Genomic DNA, 17,897 nt, shown 5'->3' with positions numbered 1-17,897 from the left:
ATGGCAAATTTTGTATCAGTGCCCAGGGATCTTACAAGGGTCAAAGATAAGATAGTATTTGGTCTCACAAAAAGACAGGTCATCTGCTTTTCACTGGCGGCGCTCGTAGGAGTTCCGCTCTTTTTTATTACCAAACAGATAACAGAGAACATAAGCGCATCCACACTTGCCATGATGGCAGTGATGCTGCCTTTTTTCTTTGTCGCCTTATATGAAAAAGATGGGATGAACTGCGAGACCATACTTCGCCACATGATCACCTGGCGATTCAAAAGACCAAAGATAAGACCTTACAGGACACAGAATTATTATGCTGCCCTCATGAGGCAGAAAGAACTTGAAGAGGAGGTAGAGGACATTGTTATTTCCTATGTTCAGAAAGAAAAAGAAAAGAAATCTTAAGATCCCGGCCCGCCTCTCATCTGAGGAAAAGAAGCAGATAAAGAAAGTCATTGATGAGGCAAAGAAGTCCGACAACATGCCTCATTCAGCGCAGGAATCCGTGACTTTCGAGAGGATGTTCCCCAGTGGTATCTGCAGGGAAGAGGGGGATTTTTATTCAAAGACCATCCAGTTTCAGGACATCAACTACAAGCTGGCCCAGGATGAGGATAAGACCATCATGTTTGAGGAGTGGTGCAGTTTTCTTAACTTTTTTGACAGCTCAGTAGAGTTTTCACTGACTTTCATGAATGTCAGCACTGATGCCACGAGCTTTGAAAAGAGCATAAGGATCCCGCTTAAGAAGGATGGCTTTAATATTACAAGGGATGAGTATTCAGGAGTCCTGAAAAGACAGCTCGAAAAAGGTAACAACGGCCATACAAAGACCAAGTACCTTACTTTTGGCATCCACGCTTCTTCAATAAAGGAGGCGAAGCCAAGACTCAATCACATAGAAATAGATATACTGAACAACTTCAAGCACCTTGGAGTCATGGCAGATCCGCTGACCGGAAAAGAGCGTCTTAAGCTCATGCATGACATCTTTCATATGGGTGATGATGACAGGTTCATGTTTGACTGGAAGTGGTGCGCTGAAAGAGGCCTCGGACCTAAGGACTTTATTGTACCGAGCAGCCTGGCTTTCCCTAAAAAGAGAATGTTTGAGATGGGAAACATGTACTGTTCAATGAGTTTTCTTTCAATTACTGCATCAGAGATAAATGATGAGATGCTGGCGGATTTTCTTTCCATGGATTCGTCACAGATCCTTAATATCAACATGCAGTCAATTGACCAGAATACAGCCATAAAGAATGTAAAACACAAGATCACTGAGCTGGATAGAAACAAGATCGAAGAGCAGAAAAAGGCTGTGCGTTCCGGGTATGATATGGACATCATTCCATCAGATCTTGCAACATACGGCACAGATGCCAAGGCACTTCTAAGGGAGCTGCAGAGTCAGAATGAGAGGATGTTCCTTATGACATTCCTTATCATGAATACCGGAAGGACAGAGCGTGAACTTGAAGCAAATGTTTTCCAGGCAAAAAGTATAGCCCAGAAGCATAACTGTATCCTCGTTCCACTTGATTATCAGCAGGAAATGGGGCTTATGAGCAGCCTTCCTTTGGCTCATAACCATATCGAGATACAAAGGGGCATGACAACTTCAAGCTCAGCCATCATGATACCTTTTACCACGCAGGAGCTTTTCCAGGAGGGTGATGAGTCGCTGTATTATGGGCTCAACGCATTATCCAATAACCTGATCATGGCTGATAGAAAAAAGCTTAAGAACCCCAACGGGCTTATCCTTGGAACACCGGGATCCGGCAAGTCATTCTCTGCAAAACGTGAGATGGCCAATGTTATGCTGGCAACAGATGATGACATCATAGTCTGTGATCCGGAAGGCGAGTACGCCCCTCTTGTGCAGAAGTTCAATGGCCAGGTTATAAAGATCAGTGCCAATTCCACCCAGTATATCAATCCTATGGACATCAACCAGAACTATTCCGATGATGACAACCCAATAGCTCTTAAGGCAGAGTTAATCCTTTCACTATGCGAGCTTGTCCTTGGCGGAAGAGAAGGCCTCATGCCCATTGAGATAACTGTAATAGACAGGTGTGTCCATAAGATCTATAACAGATATTTTGATGATCCAAGACCTGAGAACATGCCTATCTTGGAAGACCTGTACAATGAGCTCCTAAAACAGGGCGAGTCAGAAGCACGGAACCTTGCTACAGCCCTTGAAATATATGTAAAGGGGTCTCTGAATCTTTTTAACCACAGGACAAACGTGGATGTCCATAACAGATTTGTCTGTTATGACATAAAAGAGCTGGGAAAGCAGCTCAAAAAGCTGGGAATGCTCATAGTTGAGGATCAGGTCTGGGGAAGAGTCTCTGCAAACAGGGACTGCGGAAAGAGTACCCGTTACTATATGGATGAGTTCCATCTGCTCCTAAGAGAGAAGCAGACAGCCAGCTACAGTGTGGAAATATACAAGCGTTTCCGTAAGTGGGGCGGCATTCCGACCGCCTTAACGCAGAACGTCAAAGACCTGCTTTCATCTCCTGAGATTGAAAATATCCTTGAAAACTGTGAATTCATCTATATGCTCAACCAGGCGACCGGGGACAGAAATATCCTGGCTCAGAAACTTGGAATCAGTGACCATCAGCTTTCATATGTGACACAGGCAGGTGAAGGAGAAGGCCTTTTGTTCTTTGGAAACGTGATACTTCCTTTTGCAGATCATTTCCCTAAAGACATAGAGCTATACAGGATCCTTACGACCAAGCCTAATGAGCTTGCCCAGTACAAAGAAGAGAAGGGAGCATAAAGATTTGGATGACAGAAAGCGCAAGAAAAGTAAGCTTCGGACGAAGTCCTCCATGAAGGAGGAGTTTGGAAAGAAGCTAAGACATGGCAGGGGAAGTTCTTCTGTTTCAGGTAGTTCAGCTGAAACATCTGCAGAGGACACTTCAGTCAGTAAGAAAGTTCTTAAGGGAAGAGAGCAGTCAAAAGAACTGCTGGGAATAAAGGCACAGATGAAAGCGCAGGAAGCCCAGAGAGAGGCCGGCAGAAAGAGACTAGTGCAGTCATCTATCGGCTCAGGAAGGGCTGCATTTATAGCTGCAAGCACAGCATCTGATGTGGCCGGGAAAAGCCAGTCTTCTGATGATGGTGATAACAGCATTTCTGAAGACATCATAAATGATGCTGCTCATGGCTCAGAAGAAGCCGCTCACATGTTAAAGGAGAGCTCCTACAGACAGAAGCTTAAGCGTGAGTATAAAGAAGAAAAGAAACATGCAAATGAGCAGAATCCCAAGGACGGATCAAATCCAAAGTCCAGAGCAGCACAGAAAAAGAGAGTCAGGAAGTCATACTACGAAAGAGAGAAGGAAAGGCAGGCAGCCCGGGGAGGAATCACAAGGCTCGAAGACCTTGTAAACAGCTTGTCTGAAAAAATAAGTGACCTTGCTGCAGCGATTGCCAACTTTGTCAGGGACAATCCAAAGCTCATCGTAGCCATCATAATCGTGGTGCTTATCATTATCATGCTGTCCACAATGCTCAGCAGCTGTTCTCTGGTCATGCCCGCTATGACAGATGGCGGAGCAGTCTCTTCTTATTCTGCCTATGATGAAGACATAACCGGAGTAGAGAAAGATTACCGGAAGCTGGAAAAAGAACTCAGCGATACCATAGAAGATACTGAAACTCTTTATCCTGATTACGATGAGTATGAGTACGAGCTTGATGAGATAGGGCATGATCCATTTCAGTTAGCTGCGTTTCTTACAGCAAAATATGATGACTACAAACGCAGGGACATGAAGAACATCATAAAGGAACTTTTCAAAAAGCAGTATAAGCTCACGTATTCATCAAGAGAAGAAACGAGAACAGATACCTGGGTAAATGATGACGGTACGACCGGTTCAAATACGTATACTGTAAGCATTCTAAAAGTAAAACTGGATAACAAGGGCCTTGATTATGTTATTGAGCATTCCGGCTTAACTGATAAGCAGAAAGACCATTACGAGCTTCTCATGTATACCCGTGGCAACAAAGAATATCTTTTCGAGGATGTTTACGGTGATGGGGATGATGAGGATTACAGTATCCCCGGGGATGCACTTACAGATCAGCAGTTTGCAGCAATGATAGCTGAGGCGGAGAAGTATCTTGGCAGAGAGTATGTCTGGGGAGGGAGCAGTCCTTCAACAGGTTTTGACTGTTCCGGTTTTGTATGCTGGGTGATAAACCACAGCGGATGGCATGTAGGAAGGACAACTGCACAGGGACTTAGGAAGATATGTACCAGGATCTCACCGGATGAAGCGAAGCCGGGAGATCTTATTTTTTTCCAGGGAACCTATGACACTCCAGGGGCAAGTCATGTGGGGATATATGTTGGAAATGGAATGATGATCCATTGCGGAAATCCTATTTCCTACACATCGGTCAATACCAAGTACTGGAGGAATCACTTCCTCTGCTATGGCAGGCTTCCGGAGCAGTAACGTTTCATGAGAGGGGGAGAAAAATGTTTGAAAGGTTAGACAGATATAAGGCTGAACTTGCAAAAGCCAGGGAAAGAAAGGCTGAGATCGATGCAAGGGTTAGGGCACTTGAAAAGAAATGTCAGGAGGAAGAAAAAACTGCAGTCCATGACATGATGAAGGCTGCAGACATTACTCCTGAGGAGCTTCAAAAGCTCATAACCTACACAAGGATAAAAGGGAACATGCCCGGTGACAAAAGTGTAGGGGAAATAGTAAATGAGGAGGGAATCACAGATGAAACAGAAGATTAAGGCATTACTTTTAAGAACAGCGATAATTACAGCAACCATTTTTGGTATGGCGGGACCATCTATTACTGCTTATGCCCATGTTGATCCGGCTGATATAGAAGCTGAGGAGACTGAGCCTGAACCACCGGCATATGATGAGACGGAGAAGATGGGACCACTCACTCCGGACGGGAATCTTACAATTGTTGATGACTATGGTGATCCTGATAAGAGTGGCAAGCAGTTCATCACTGTAACCACCAAGAACGGGAATATCTTTTATATCATCATCGACAGGGATGATGAAGGAGAGAGCACAGTTCATTTCCTGAATCTTGTGGATGAAAGGGATATCCTATCTCTTCTTGATGAGGATGAGATAAAAGAGCTTAAGGGAGAAACTGACGAGGAAGAGATGCCTGCTCCTGTTGTCGAAGAACCAAAAGAAGAACCGGAGCCTGAACCCGAACCTGAAAAGAAGGGCGGCTCAAAGGTGGCTCTTATAGTAATAATCTTGCTGCTTGCAGGTGCCGGAGGTTTTTATATTTATTCCAACAGGGATGAGTTCATCCATAAGGAAAAAGAAGATCCTGATAAGGACTTCCAGGAGGATGAAGAGAAAAATGTTCTCGATAATGTTCCTGAGGAGAATGAAAATCCTGAGGAATGAAACACAATCGACAGCTGCAGATTCTATGTCTGCAGCTGTTTTCAGAAAGGGGGAAATAACCATGATTGAAGCAGAAGTAAATGAGAATCTGACCGCAGAAGAAAAGGTGGACATAATCACAAACCGTCTTTCCAGCTATAGCTTCAGAATGGGCGAGGTGGTAGATGCCAAAAAGAAAGAGGCAAAGAAAAAGAAACAGCTCATAAAGCGCGGGAAAACAGACGGCAGGGATTCTGTCCTTCAGAAACTCGAGAACTATAAGAAGGCAAAGGGGGTATTTGCATGAGCGGACTTGATATAGCGAACGACAGACTTCATAAGGAAGAAGAACTCACAGAAAAAGAGGAATCTATCCTGGAACAGCACAGTATTCATTCAAAAAAGAATTACCTGAAATCTGTGGAGGATATCGTTGAAGGCAATGACAATAACTTCGATGGCATGATCAATGCAGCGACTAATGACAGTGATGGTGATGGAAATACAACCACAGAGCTGTCCAGTACTAAGGCAAGGGAATATGAGGAAGCCAGAGACAGGGCAATTGAGGAAGAGAATGCAGCAAAGGAGAGAAAGCATGCAAGAGCGCACACACAAAGTCACCGTGAGATTGACAGATGAGGAGTACGCAAGGCTTCTTGCCAAGATGGATGAGGTTGGTGTCAGCTGTATGAGCATGTATATCCGCAAGATGATCCTAGATGGCTACTGCGTGAGACTAAAGACAGACGACTTTAGTGAAATCGTTTATCTTCTGAGGATGTGCTCCAACAATCTGAATCAGTATGCAAAAAAAGCCAATGCTTTTGGTGATGTATATGCTGCAGATATGGAAGACTTAAAGATGAGGCTCGATGAGATATGGGAGCATACCAAAAACATGATGATAGCTTTTTCTCAGATCAGGTAGCTTTACAATCGGCAAACTTGGCAGATATTTTTTGCAGACATATCATTATGGCAAAGGAAACGTAAACCTGAGTAACAGGGGATTGGAGGCATCATATGACTATAATAAAAATCGCACTTAAGATCATGCTTTTTCCGTTATTTCTGATAGTATTTACTGCAAATATGTTTGCTAAGATGTTCATGAACATATCAGGAGTTGTAGCAGGACTTATGTTCCTTATAGGAGCCGGCCTTATAATCTACTGCATTGCATCTCACATATATTTTGGAATCCTGATGGTATTCGTTGCCGGTGTTATAGTGTCGGCGGTAATGCTTGCAATTGGATTTGGAGAGCATCTTCTTGATATGGCGGTTGAGCTTTATCAGGATTTCTGATATGAGGTGACAACTAAAATATGGCGTATGAGAGCAGTCTGTATTTTGAAATATGGGCTGCTTTTAAAGTGCCCAAAAATAAAAACGGAGGAGAGTCATGGCTGCAACAAGACTGATAGCACTGCATCATGTGAAAACAAAAACTGTGGCAGAGTGCCTTAAACGAAGCATCGATTATGTGAGGGACTCCCGCAAGACTGAGGATGAAAAGTATGTCAGTACCTACGGCTGTGATCCCAATACCATACTTGGTGAGTTCCTTCTTTCACGCAGAGACTATGAGGACAATATCCGAAGACCACATAAAAATGATGTGGTCGCTTATCAGATCAGGCAGGCTTTTAAGCCCGGAGAGATAACACCGGAAAAGGCAAATGAGATAGGGTATGAGCTTGCCATGAGGTTTACCAAAGGAAAGCATGCATTTATCGTTACCACACATACCGACAGGCATCATATTCACAATCATGTGGTGTTCAACTCTGTATCGATTGATGGAAAGAGCCGATTCAGGAATTTTTATTTCTCTGGACTTGCTCTTGGCAGGATTTCAGACACTTTATGTATTGAGAACAACCTCTCTGTCATTCAGAGTCGTTATGAAGAAAAGCTTAAAGCAAAAAATAACAAGCCGAAATGGAAAGACAGATCACCGGACAGCTTAAAGTTCCTTGTGGATGTCGAAAAGAAAATGCGTGAAGGAAAAGGCAGAGGTTATGAGAACTGGGCCAGGGAGTTTAACTTAAAACAGCGTGCAAAGGTTCTGCTGTTTTTGGAAGAACATGGCATTTCATCTTTTGAGGAACTTGTGAAAATCACAGATGAGATGCAACCCAAACTTGATGATCTGAATGCAAGGATAAAAAAGCGTCAAGAACAGATGGCATCTAACAAAGAAATGCAGAAAGCTATCATGGTCTATGCCAAGACGAAAGAAACCTATACCGGCTATAAGAATAGCAAATACAGCAGTGATTACTACAAAGAACATGAAGATGCCATAAAGGAACATGAGTGGGCCAGAGGAATCTACAGGATGTATGCAGATGGGGAACCTCCAAAAATGAAAGACCTAAGAGATCAGTACGGAGAGCTCCTTGCAGAGAATAAAACTGATTTTGCCGAATATGTAAAGCTTAAGAAAGACACCAGAGATTACCTTGTTGCAAGGAAGAACCTCGAACTTCTGATTACTGATAGGGAAACAGAAGAGCGAGAAAAGGCGAAGTCGAAGACAAGCCGAGACTCGAGGTCGGAGACCTCGTTGTAAAAGCCACAAAATGCATTTGTCTGACAAATGCACTGCTTGCATGCGACCCAGCCAAAGGCTGAGGTCGTCCCGGGATGTTACCCGGAGAAAAAACAAAAAACACAAAAACTATATTTTTCAACAAAGAGGGGGATAACAATTATGAGGATCGATGTAAGAACAAAAGCACTTGAGAACTCAAATAACGGAGTAAAGGGAGTTGCAACAGTAACTTTTGGAAACAGCTTTGCTGTCAGGAATATTTCTATTGTAGAGAGCAAGGCCGGTAACCTTTTCATGTCCATGCCCAGTTACAAGACGAAGACTGTTGATGAAAATGGAAAGGCGCAGTTTAAGGACATTGCTTATCCTGTGACAAAGGAATTCAGGGAGAAGCTCCAGAAAATCATTCTTCAGAGCTATGAGAGTGGAATGGATGTTTCATTTGAGGCGTAAAGAACAGCGATATTGGGAGGAGCGTTTATGAACGAAGAATTTGAGAAGTCCAAAATGGATGCGGTCATGGATAAACTTGAGAAGGGTGTCCATGATCTTTTTAATTCCGAGAATTATAAGAACTATCTCAGTACCATGGCGAAGTTCCACACCTACAGTTTTAATAACACTTTGCTTATAGCCTTGCAGAGGCCTGATGCGACGCTGGTCGCCGGATATCATGCCTGGAACAGAAATTTTGGAAGATATGTTAAGAAGGGCGCTAAGGGTATAAAGATTATTTCTCCTGTGGTCAAAAAGAAAGAGGAACCGGAAAAGGATAATATGATTCCTGTACTGGCTTCCGGGCAGACCATGGAGGATTACAAAATCCTGCATCCTGATAAAAAGCCGGAATATGTTTCTGCGGGCTTTAAGGTATCGACCGTATTCGATGTGTCTGATACTGATGGGAAAGAACTTCCTGCAATTGGCGTTAAAGAACTCGGCGGCCAGGTTGAAAATTACGAAAAGATGATTGATGCTCTCAAGGCTATATCTATAGTTCCGGTCGAATTTGGAAACATAGATAGCGGTGCCAAAGGTCTTTACAGCATGACCGATAAAAAAATAGTTGTTCAGGATAATATGTCAGAGGTCCAGACAATCAAAACTCTGATCCATGAGCAGGTCCACAGCAGGCTCGACGACCGGGACAAAATCTCAGCAGAAGGTCTTGAAAAGAGATCGCGAAATGACTCTGAACAGATTGCGGAGTCTGTGGCTTTTACTGTATGCCAGCATTATGGCATCGACACATCTGACTATTCCTTCGGCTATATAGCGTCCTGGAGTGAGGGTAAGGATACAAAAGAGCTCAAGGCATCTATGGAGACAATCAGAAAAACTGCTTCAACCATGATCAAAGAGCTTAACTCTGAGCTTGGCATAGAGGAGATAGGCAAGGAAAAGCAGAATTTTGTGGAAAGGCACGCTGCGGAGCATAAAGACATATCGACCGATAAGGCTGTGAAAGCCAAGCACTCGATGGAAATGGCAATATGATTTTATCATCAGCTGATGATGCTTTTGAGACACTGGTTATGACATGGATATCTATTATGTCCATAAATTTCTGTGTTCATTTTCATCGTCAGCTGATGATTGTTTATACTCGAAAAATACGAATTGGAGGGACTATGGGTAAGCTTGAGAAGATAGAATGTGAGACCATTGTGAACTGGAATAAGGAAGAGCCTTTTGCAGTGGTCTATACCAGGGACAAAGATGTTATGAAAAAGCTGGATCAGATGTGCAGGAGGTATCCGGATACCTATGAGCTTACAAAAGAAACCGATATTGATAAGTACTATCAGATTCCGAAGGGCTACGTCAGGTTTCATAATCCTGATCAAAATTCCTGCAAAGCAAGGAAAGATGCCAGTAGGAGAATGAAGGAGATGAACAGAAAGCGCTGGAATAAAAATTCATGATGAGAACAAAGGCTGCTTATCCAGCAGCCTGAAATACATATAATTTTGACATCCTTGTTTTAAAGTGAAAAGGAAAATACGATTTTATTGTAAATGTTGATAGTTGCAATTAACCGGTCATATCAGGAGCGGCACAATGCAAATCGATTATAAAGAGGTTGGAAAGCGTATAAGAAAATATCGTGAGAGATTGAATCTGACCCAGGAGGACTTGGCTTTTGCCATAAAGACATGGATAAAGAGTAACAGCAGTTCAGAAATAAACGAATATTATATTTTTTTTGCAAAGAGTAGGCTAATTGTCTACTCTTTTATTATTTATAAATAATAAAAAATAAATAATTTTTCGTTAATATTTAACAGTTTTTTTGATATGTGTATTACAATTAAAATGGTGGAGTAAACCTTGGAAAAGGCAGACTATGCCATGTATTACAAGATGTTGGGAACTGTCAGAAGTAAAGAGATACCGTTTCACTTTCTGCATGTGCAGAACACAAATCAGGCCATTGAGAACATATACAGCGTAGTAAAGGCGGAAGTAGAATGAAACCCGTAGTATAAAAAGGATCTATCAGCATTGGAGGAATGATATGAACGGATTCGACAAGATCCCCGAGGAAAGGAAGAGGCGGCTGGATGAGCTGTTTGAAGCATTTTCCGTAATAGGTGATGACACCTATGTGTATCTGTGTGACATGCAGTATGATTTTTCAAGATGGTCAAAGGTGCTGACAGATGCTTTTGGATTGCCCGGTGAATATATGTATGGAGCAGGAGCCATATGGGAGGAACACATACATCCCGAAGACAGAAATGCATTCCATCATGGAATAGATGACATATTCAGCGGGAAATCAGGCGGACATGATATGCAGTACCGTGCTAGAAGAAAAGATGGCGAGTACGATGTATGCACCTGCCGGGGGATTGTGATCAAGGATGTATCCGGTCAGCCTGAGTATTTCGGCGGTGCAATAAGAAACCACAGTCAGCAGAGCCATATAGACCGATTGACAGGTTTAAGGAATCAGTACGGTTTTTTCGAGGACATTCGTAGCCATATAGATAGTAAGGTACCTATGAGGGTCTGCTTGATAGGAATCAGCAAGTTTGCAGAGATCAATGAGCTATATGGATATGCTGCAGGGAACTCTGTCCTTCAGGGTGTAGGTCGTTACCTGATGGATCACGTAGGCAACAGAGGCGGCACCTTCCGCATGGATGGTTCTAAATTTGCCATCATTACCGAGACTCAGACATATGAAGATATGGAGAGTACATATGAAGGTCTCAGAGCACACTTTCGGGAAGGCATAAAGCTTGGAGATGAGTATGCTCCTTTAGAATTACACGCAGGAACTTTTGCCTTAGATGATTTTACGACGGATGATCAGACGGTGTATTCCTGTCTGACATATGCTTATGATGAATCAAAGTTCAATAAGCAGGGCGATATCGTGGAATTCTGCAATAATCTAAGGGCTGATAACATAAAGAGCACGGCAAAACTGCATTCCATACGTAATTCGATCAATAATGAGTTTGATGGGTTTTATCTTTTGTATCAGCCTGTGGTTGATGCCAAAACAGAAAAACTGATAGGAGCGGAGGCACTTCTTCGCTGGAAAAATGATAAGTATGGCATGGTCCCTCCGGATGAGTTCATCCCGGTATTGGAAAAAGATCCATTGTTTCCGGTGCTTGGAGAGTGGATACTTCATACGGCAATGACTGATGCAAAAAAGATACAGGAGATCCTGCCCGATTTTATTATCAATGTCAACCTATCCTATGCGCAGCTTGAACGGCCTGATTTTACGGACAGCGTTTGGAATATAGTTAAGAATACGGGATTTGATCCGCAAAGGCTCTGTCTTGAAATAACGGAAAGATGCAGACTGCTTGACATGAAGCTTTTAAATAATGTCATGACAACGCTGCGCGCAGGTGGGATTCGCATAGCACTTGATGATTTCGGCACGGGATTTTCTTCAATAGGACTTCTTAAGAATCTGCCGTTTGACACGATAAAGGTTGATAGGGGCTTTGTACAGAAAATTGAGGAAGATGATAGGGAACGAAGACTTGTTTATAATTTCACCGATGCAGCCAGTATTTTTGGCTCCGATGTCTGCGTGGAGGGGATAGAGACATCCGGAATGCGAAATATACTGAAGGAGATGAGCATACATAGTTTTCAGGGGTACTTTTATTCCAAGCCGGTTGAGTTGGGGACAATTATTTCCGGTTTGAAATCGGAATTGGGAGAGATGTGCTTTAAAAATCCGTAAAAGCGGGTTTTGAAAATAAAGAGCAAACATTTACTTGCTAGGAGGAATGAAAAAAATGAAGGGCAAAGGTTAACAAAGATACGCAAAATTTAATGATACATATTAACAAAGAATTTAAAGGAGGCAACGAACATGACTTACGAAGAGTTAGTCAAGAAAGTAAAAAAGGTGGTTGAAAAGATTGATAAGGGAGCTGTAAAGGAACACGCTGCCATTGAGATCGACATTGAAGGAGAGGGCGAAGGGGCGTTCTATGTTGAACTCGATAAGGATAAAGTCGCAGTAGAACCTTACGAGTATTATGACAATGACTGCCGGATACGCACAGGCGCAGAAACGCTCATAGATCTTGTAACCGGAAAGATTGATGCCGTAAAGGCACTTGAGGATGGAAAGATCAGCGTTGATGGAGATATAGAAAAGGCTCTGGTTCTTTCGGATGTTTTAAAAGCAACAGTCAATAAAAAGTCTTCGGAGGCAAAAAAGCCTGCAACAGCATCAAAGTCTGCAACATCTAAAAAAACCACAAATAAGAAAGCTTCATCAAAATAATAATACTTCATTAGAGTGTAATTTCAAAAGAAGAAGGAGACTGCCAGTCATTGGTAGTCTCCGTTTGTTTTAGGATAAGATATATAAAAATGATAATCACAATTTCCACTTGATTTCAGATGCCGACATCCTTAAGATCGTGTCTGCATATTTGTTTACCAAGTAATCTGCGTTGTCTCTGTTCATATAAGGCATTGACTTTACCCCGCTTCTTTTTGAAGGCCTTCACTTATAAAACGAATATCGGCATGGAAATCTGACACTTTTATTAAATGTTTCTTGACAAGCTTGGTTTATAGCTATAAACTAAATGTGAGTTTATAGCTATAAACCAAGGAGGAAACAATAGATGAAGAGCATTGAATTAGCGGCAGTACAGGAGCGTTTTGCCGATATCGTCTGGGCGAATGAACCGATATCTTCGGGAGATCTGGTGAAGGTATGCGAGAAAGAGCTGAGTTGGAAGAAGCCAACCACATACACAGTTCTTAGGAAGCTATGTGAGAAAGGTCTGCTTCAGAATGTGGACGGTATCGTTTCTTCCCGTATCAGTAAAGAAGAGTTTTACTCGGCTAAGAGCGAACAGATCATCGAAGATTCTTATGAGGGATCGCTTCCGGCGTTTATTGCGGCCTTCACCTCACACAAGAAACTGTCAAAAAAAGAGGTTGATGAGATCCAGAAGATGATAGATGCCTTTAAGAAGGAGGGGTAAGAGCCATGAGTGCTTTATTCTTAAAAATCCTGAATCTTTCCATAAACGCATCCTGGCTGATATTGGCTGTGATCGCAGCCAGACTGCTGCTTAAAAAAGCTCCCAGATGGATATCGTGCCTGTTATGGGGGCTTGTTGCTGTGAGACTCCTTTGTCCTATCTCATTGGAGAGTGTGCTCAGCATCTTACCAAGTGCAAAAGTAGTTCCGGATAATATCGAGATGGTGCAGAATCCGCATATTGATTCCGGAGTCAGGATCATTGATAATGCAGTGAATCCGGTTATTGAGAAATCTTTTTCGCCGGATGCTGCTTCAAGCGTGAACCCGATGCAGGTAGTTGTATTTGTGGGCAGTATCCTTTGGCTGACCGGGATGGTGGTGATGCTTTTGTATGCGCTTATCAGCTACATTTTATTAAGGAGAAAAGTGCGGGCTTCCGTTTCTCTGAACGGCAGTGTTAAGGAATGCGATGAGGTGGATTCGCCCTTTATCCTTGGGATATTCAGACCGGAAATCTATGTGCCGTCAGGTATAGACGAAAATACTCTTGAGCTTGTGATAGCCCATGAGGAGGCACATCTGAAAAGGCACGATCACTGGTGGAAGCCTTTTGGATTTGTATTGCTGGCGGTGTATTGGTTCAATCCTTTGTGCTGGGTGGCGTATATTCTGCTTTGCCGGGATATAGAAGCTGCCTGTGATGAAAAGGTCATAAAGGATAAGGACAGGGAGTATATGGTAGCGTATTCACAGGCATTGCTCGATTGCAGTGTTAATCGCAGGATCATCACTGCGTGCCCTTTGGCATTTGGTGAAACAGGAGTAAAAGAGCGGGTCAGGGGAGTGCTGAATTATAAGAAGCCGGCTTTTTGGGTGATCATTGTAGCCGTTATTGCCTGTATTGTTGTGGTGGTATGTTTTATGACTAACCCCGCGAAGAGAATAACATTGCCGGACGACCCGGTTGTTTTTTCCGTCCATGACAATCCGGATGGATATATTGAATATCATTGGGAAGAGAAGGGGCTTGTGTATGTTCCGTATATGCCTCTTGATCCGGAACTTGCAGGCGACTGTATAGGATATGATGAGCTTGAGGGTGAACTTGAAAGCTATGTATGCAAGGTGAAGGGATTATCGGAAACGGAATGGATATGCGATGTCTCTTCTGAAACAGTGAATGGTCATACGGCCGGCATGATCATGAGAGAGATCAATGTAAAGAAGGTGCCGGAGGGATGGGAGTCGGAGTATGAGTGGAATATACCATATACGGATTATGTTGGTGATGTACCTACGGTCACAGAAATTGCAAGACGTCTTCCGTATCCTGACGATTACCAGTATGATCATATTGAAATACAGTCCGGTGAAGAGCCATATGGATTGACGGTATTTCTAAAAGGAAAACCTTCTATTGATGCCACGCAGTTTCAAACGGCGGCGAACAGGGCATTTGAATCAATTGGAAATCTCGGAAGCATAACCTTTTCTGTAATTGATTCAGAAGAGAAGGTATCTTTTCTGGCAAATGAAAATATCACTACAGAGAATACCAATACAGATGAATCGGTAGAGAATCTGGGTATTGAATATGAATACGTTGGTGGCAGTTATGTTGTTGAAGGAGATATGGTTTTTGCGTATAAAAAGGAGTTGTCCGGGAGAACTCCCAATGCAGCATATGATACCAAATATATTGTGCTTACAAATAATGAGGATATCACATTTGAGCAGGTAGACAGAAGCTTCTATAGCAGTAATTCGGCGGATTTCTTAAGAGATACTATTGTGATAGGAATGCATCTGATCGATGAACAGGGGAATATTGTCAGTATGACGGACATACCAGCACTTGGTCGGGGAGAAGTTGATAATCCAATCGGACTACAGATGTATGTTAAGGATGTTACACCTACTGGATGCACCTTAGTTTTTTCTCAAACTGGCGGCGATGTAACAGGTGAGCTTCAAACCGGTGCATTTTACGAAATACAAATAAAAAATGAAGAATGGATCAATAAATCCTATGCGATAGTCGAATGGATAGATATTGCATATAAGATCAATAAAGAAGGAATTACTGAGTTGCCGCTTGAGTGGGAATCAATATATGGATCGTTACAGGATGGTCATTACAGGATTCATAAAACTATAACAGATTTCCGGGGAGCCGGGGATTATGACGAGTATGATGTCTATGCTGAATTCGATATCGGAGACAACACAACATCTACTGAAAGTGTTACGGATTGGATGGATATCACACTTCCCAGTGGATACAGCATCAGCAGTTTTGACGATGCCATAGGGTATATGGGAGGCTCCCTTATCCTTCCAAGGTCATATTATGCAGAGGATTCCGAATATGGTCCGCTGGAATGGCAGTATTCCGGGCTTATCAGCAGACTTCCAGCAGATAGTGGAATGGCAACTGTTACATTCGACAATGGGATACCGGATCCCTCAAGTATGCCTCGCGATAATCATACGGATGCTGAATATTTGAAAACAATAGGGCTTGAACGATCAAACACACAATGGTCTGCGGTTATGCTTAAGGAGAACCATGATCTTTATACGGCTTCGCAGTTGTCAGAGATGAAAGACGAGGGCATTGATCTTACGAGAAAGGAACTAACCAGTGACTATTGGAGCTTCTGGTTTGTGAAAGAGGGAGAGGATACGTATTATCTCCTCACACTTTCAGCAAAGGAATTTACGCAGGAAGAGGCAGAAAAAATAGCGAGAACGGTAAGCATTAAGTAATTCAAGATTAAAAAAGAGATTGAAAAAATGGAAAGGGCATAAAGTTATCATGAGGTAATGGCGATAATAAGATTGAGATAACTATAACTATATCTTTTTGTGCTTATCAGGGAGGATAGCACAGATCAAAACTACAAGGAGATAGGAAACATGGCTGGAATGTATGGAGTGTCTGCATATCAGCAGACAAACAAATCCTGGGAAGCTAAAAATATCAAGCCTGTAGCTGGACATGCATCAGATAATAGTCAGAAGGTGTCAGCAAAAAATGACATTCTTCAGATTTCAAAAGAAGGATATGCAATGCAGAAGCAACAGAAATTAAGCGCGTCATCTGGAAAAGATGAATTGGGAATCAGCCTGGGTGATAAGGAAGGAGAATACATCATACATTTCTCTGATTCGGCTATGGTGAATCGTACAGTTTCCCATGGGCATCTTACCGTGAATGGAAAGAAACTTGAACTGTCTGATAATCAAAAAGAAGCACTTAGCATGGCAGATAAGGAGGCGGAAAAGAAAAGAATTGCAGCATATCAGCAGTATGTGATGGAGCATGAGGCGGCTGTTGCTAGGCAGCAGGCTGAAGCACTAAGTCATGCTTTTGACAGTACAAATGATCCGCTAATGAAATTACTGGATTCGTCAGATGATGCTGAAAAGAAACGGACAAAGGAAGATATGCTATATGGAGTGGAATGGTCTGATTTCAAATGGGAAACATTTGAGACACAGATGAAGGTTATGCCTGATGAAGAGAACGTGATAGGGACGGTTTCTGTTGAAAGCCGCTTGATACAAGGAGGTATAGATCATGATAATGATTAGGGATTTTAGCAACATGTTCCAGCAGATGTCCGGTATGCCAATAAACAGCAAGGGTGGAAAGGCTATGCTGAAAAAATACGGCATAGATACCAACAGCGCCCAGTATAAGGCTGCCATGAAACAGATGTCTCAGAGCGCAGGAGGCGGAGTTGGTTACACTAATCCCCAGGCTATTAAGAATGTAATGTCAGGGTTTGATAAGGATGGGGATCGCATCAATGCTTTTGGTGTGGCCGGCATGGATGCAACAGGGATTCCACAGTCGCAGAGGCACAAAATCATCAGTGTTTCCGAAAAGTCAAGGCAGGATATGTTTGACGAGACAAAGAGGCATTTCCTGCAGGAAAACGGCGTGGGAAACGGAGATACAACAAGACGCTCAGAGGTTTTCACGAGATATCAGTTAAGCGTTTCTAAGAGTGACCGGCTGAAAGGAACATGGACACTTGGACAATATGAGAGAGCATATAGACAGGCCTTTTATGATTATCCGAACCTTTGAAAAATCCGAACCCTTGACGTACATTCCTCTCTGAAGGAAGAATTGTATCTTTAAAGGTTCGGATTTTATTTTGGGTGTGTTATGCTTCGTTAAAAAACGAAGGAGGGTCATTAAATATGGCTAATGAAGCAAGACACATTCAACCGGTAGGGGCTAAAAGAGGCAACTACTCCAAATTGAATCCCCAATTCGCCGAGATTGTGGATTTTTTCTGTTCTTCCGAAGAAGATGCGGAAAGGTTATCCGATTCCTCAATTCGCAGTTCAGCATCAAAAGCAACGCAGTTCTTTTACTACCTTCAGAAGAAGGGCCTTATGTCTTTTGATGACGTCA

General features: G+C 42.6%; 22 protein-coding genes. All 22 read left to right on the top strand.

Annotated features, from left to right (window positions below; translation table 11 throughout):
- Positions 1-402 (top strand): PrgI family protein, encoded by a 402-nt coding sequence (locus BM146_RS14095; RefSeq protein ID WP_074890399.1) that lies wholly within the window; start codon positions 1-3, stop codon positions 400-402.
- Positions 371-2,800, top strand: a complete 2,430-nt coding sequence (locus BM146_RS14090) for a VirB4-like conjugal transfer ATPase, CD1110 family (protein ID WP_074890397.1) — start codon at positions 371-373, stop codon at positions 2,798-2,800. Before BM146_RS14095 ends, BM146_RS14090 begins: the two co-directional genes overlap by 32 nt.
- 4 nt (positions 2,801-2,804) lie before the next feature.
- Positions 2,805-4,493: a C40 family peptidase gene (locus BM146_RS14085; RefSeq protein WP_177201678.1), complete on the top strand. Its 1,689-nt coding sequence runs from the start codon at positions 2,805-2,807 to the stop codon at positions 4,491-4,493.
- 23 nt (positions 4,494-4,516) lie between these two features.
- Positions 4,517-4,786, top strand: coding sequence for a DUF4315 family protein (locus BM146_RS14080; protein ID WP_022766163.1), 270 nt, complete (start codon positions 4,517-4,519; stop codon positions 4,784-4,786).
- Positions 4,770-5,435: a DUF4366 domain-containing protein gene (locus tag BM146_RS14075; RefSeq protein ID WP_074890393.1), complete on the top strand. Its 666-nt coding sequence runs from the start codon at positions 4,770-4,772 to the stop codon at positions 5,433-5,435. Before BM146_RS14080 ends, BM146_RS14075 begins: the two co-directional genes overlap by 17 nt.
- A 61-nt stretch (positions 5,436-5,496) precedes the next feature.
- Positions 5,497-5,721, top strand: a complete 225-nt coding sequence (locus BM146_RS14070) for a hypothetical protein (protein ID WP_143087493.1) — start codon at positions 5,497-5,499, stop codon at positions 5,719-5,721.
- Complete coding sequence (locus BM146_RS14065) at positions 5,718-6,056, top strand: DUF4316 domain-containing protein (RefSeq protein ID WP_074890387.1); 339 nt, start codon at positions 5,718-5,720, stop codon at positions 6,054-6,056. The genes BM146_RS14070 and BM146_RS14065 overlap by 4 nt, the downstream gene beginning before the upstream one ends.
- On the top strand, positions 6,040-6,345 hold the full coding sequence (locus BM146_RS14060; RefSeq protein ID WP_242949408.1) for a plasmid mobilization protein: 306 nt from the start codon (positions 6,040-6,042) through the stop codon (positions 6,343-6,345). The genes BM146_RS14065 and BM146_RS14060 overlap by 17 nt, the downstream gene beginning before the upstream one ends.
- A gap of 95 nt (positions 6,346-6,440) precedes the next feature.
- Positions 6,441-6,725, top strand: a complete 285-nt coding sequence (locus BM146_RS14055; protein WP_074890382.1) for a hypothetical protein — start codon at positions 6,441-6,443, stop codon at positions 6,723-6,725.
- A 97-nt stretch (positions 6,726-6,822) separates the two neighbouring features.
- Positions 6,823-7,995: a relaxase/mobilization nuclease domain-containing protein gene (locus BM146_RS14050; protein WP_074890380.1), complete on the top strand. Its 1,173-nt coding sequence runs from the start codon at positions 6,823-6,825 to the stop codon at positions 7,993-7,995.
- Between the two features lie 141 nt (positions 7,996-8,136).
- Positions 8,137-8,430, top strand: coding sequence for a SpoVG family protein (locus tag BM146_RS14045; protein WP_074890377.1), 294 nt, complete (start codon positions 8,137-8,139; stop codon positions 8,428-8,430).
- A gap of 27 nt (positions 8,431-8,457) precedes the next feature.
- On the top strand, positions 8,458-9,474 hold the full coding sequence (locus tag BM146_RS14040; RefSeq protein ID WP_074890375.1) for an ArdC family protein: 1,017 nt from the start codon (positions 8,458-8,460) through the stop codon (positions 9,472-9,474).
- On the top strand, positions 9,471-9,902 hold the full coding sequence (locus tag BM146_RS14035) for a hypothetical protein (RefSeq protein WP_083413564.1): 432 nt from the start codon (positions 9,471-9,473) through the stop codon (positions 9,900-9,902). Before BM146_RS14040 ends, BM146_RS14035 begins: the two co-directional genes overlap by 4 nt.
- A gap of 136 nt (positions 9,903-10,038) precedes the next feature.
- The gene (locus tag BM146_RS14030; RefSeq protein ID WP_074890373.1) at positions 10,039-10,230 is read left to right on the top strand and encodes a helix-turn-helix domain-containing protein; all 192 of its coding nucleotides are present in this window, start codon (positions 10,039-10,041) and stop codon (positions 10,228-10,230) included.
- 78 nt (positions 10,231-10,308) lie between these two features.
- The gene (locus BM146_RS19575) at positions 10,309-10,452 is read left to right on the top strand and encodes a hypothetical protein (protein ID WP_177201677.1); all 144 of its coding nucleotides are present in this window, start codon (positions 10,309-10,311) and stop codon (positions 10,450-10,452) included.
- 43 nt (positions 10,453-10,495) lie between these two features.
- Positions 10,496-12,196 (top strand): EAL domain-containing protein, encoded by a 1,701-nt coding sequence (locus BM146_RS14025; RefSeq protein WP_074890371.1) that lies wholly within the window; start codon positions 10,496-10,498, stop codon positions 12,194-12,196.
- Positions 12,197-12,328: 132 nt separating this feature from the next.
- Entirely contained in the window at positions 12,329-12,748 is a 420-nt protein-coding gene (locus BM146_RS14020; protein WP_074890369.1) for an SCP2 sterol-binding domain-containing protein, read from the top strand.
- A 349-nt stretch (positions 12,749-13,097) separates the two neighbouring features.
- On the top strand, positions 13,098-13,463 hold the full coding sequence (locus BM146_RS14015; RefSeq protein ID WP_074890366.1) for a BlaI/MecI/CopY family transcriptional regulator: 366 nt from the start codon (positions 13,098-13,100) through the stop codon (positions 13,461-13,463).
- Positions 13,464-13,468: 5 nt separating this feature from the next.
- A complete protein-coding gene (locus BM146_RS14010; RefSeq protein ID WP_074890364.1) occupies positions 13,469-16,234 on the top strand; it encodes a M56 family metallopeptidase in 2,766 nt (921 codons plus the stop codon).
- A gap of 150 nt (positions 16,235-16,384) precedes the next feature.
- Positions 16,385-17,062, top strand: coding sequence for a hypothetical protein (locus tag BM146_RS14005; protein ID WP_074890361.1), 678 nt, complete (start codon positions 16,385-16,387; stop codon positions 17,060-17,062).
- Positions 17,049-17,564, top strand: a complete 516-nt coding sequence (locus BM146_RS14000) for a DUF3879 family protein (protein WP_074890358.1) — start codon at positions 17,049-17,051, stop codon at positions 17,562-17,564. The genes BM146_RS14005 and BM146_RS14000 overlap by 14 nt, the downstream gene beginning before the upstream one ends.
- Positions 17,565-17,680: 116 nt before the next feature.
- Positions 17,681-17,897, top strand: a 217-nt coding sequence (locus BM146_RS13995; RefSeq protein WP_143087492.1) for a hypothetical protein, incomplete at its 3' end; no start/stop codon positions are given.

Source organism: Butyrivibrio proteoclasticus, assembly GCF_900115735.1.
Classification (GTDB): Bacteria; Bacillota; Clostridia; order Lachnospirales; family Lachnospiraceae; genus Butyrivibrio; species Butyrivibrio proteoclasticus_B.
The sequence above is the reverse complement of the archived record's forward strand: the minus strand, read 5'-3'. Positions and strand labels throughout refer to the sequence as shown.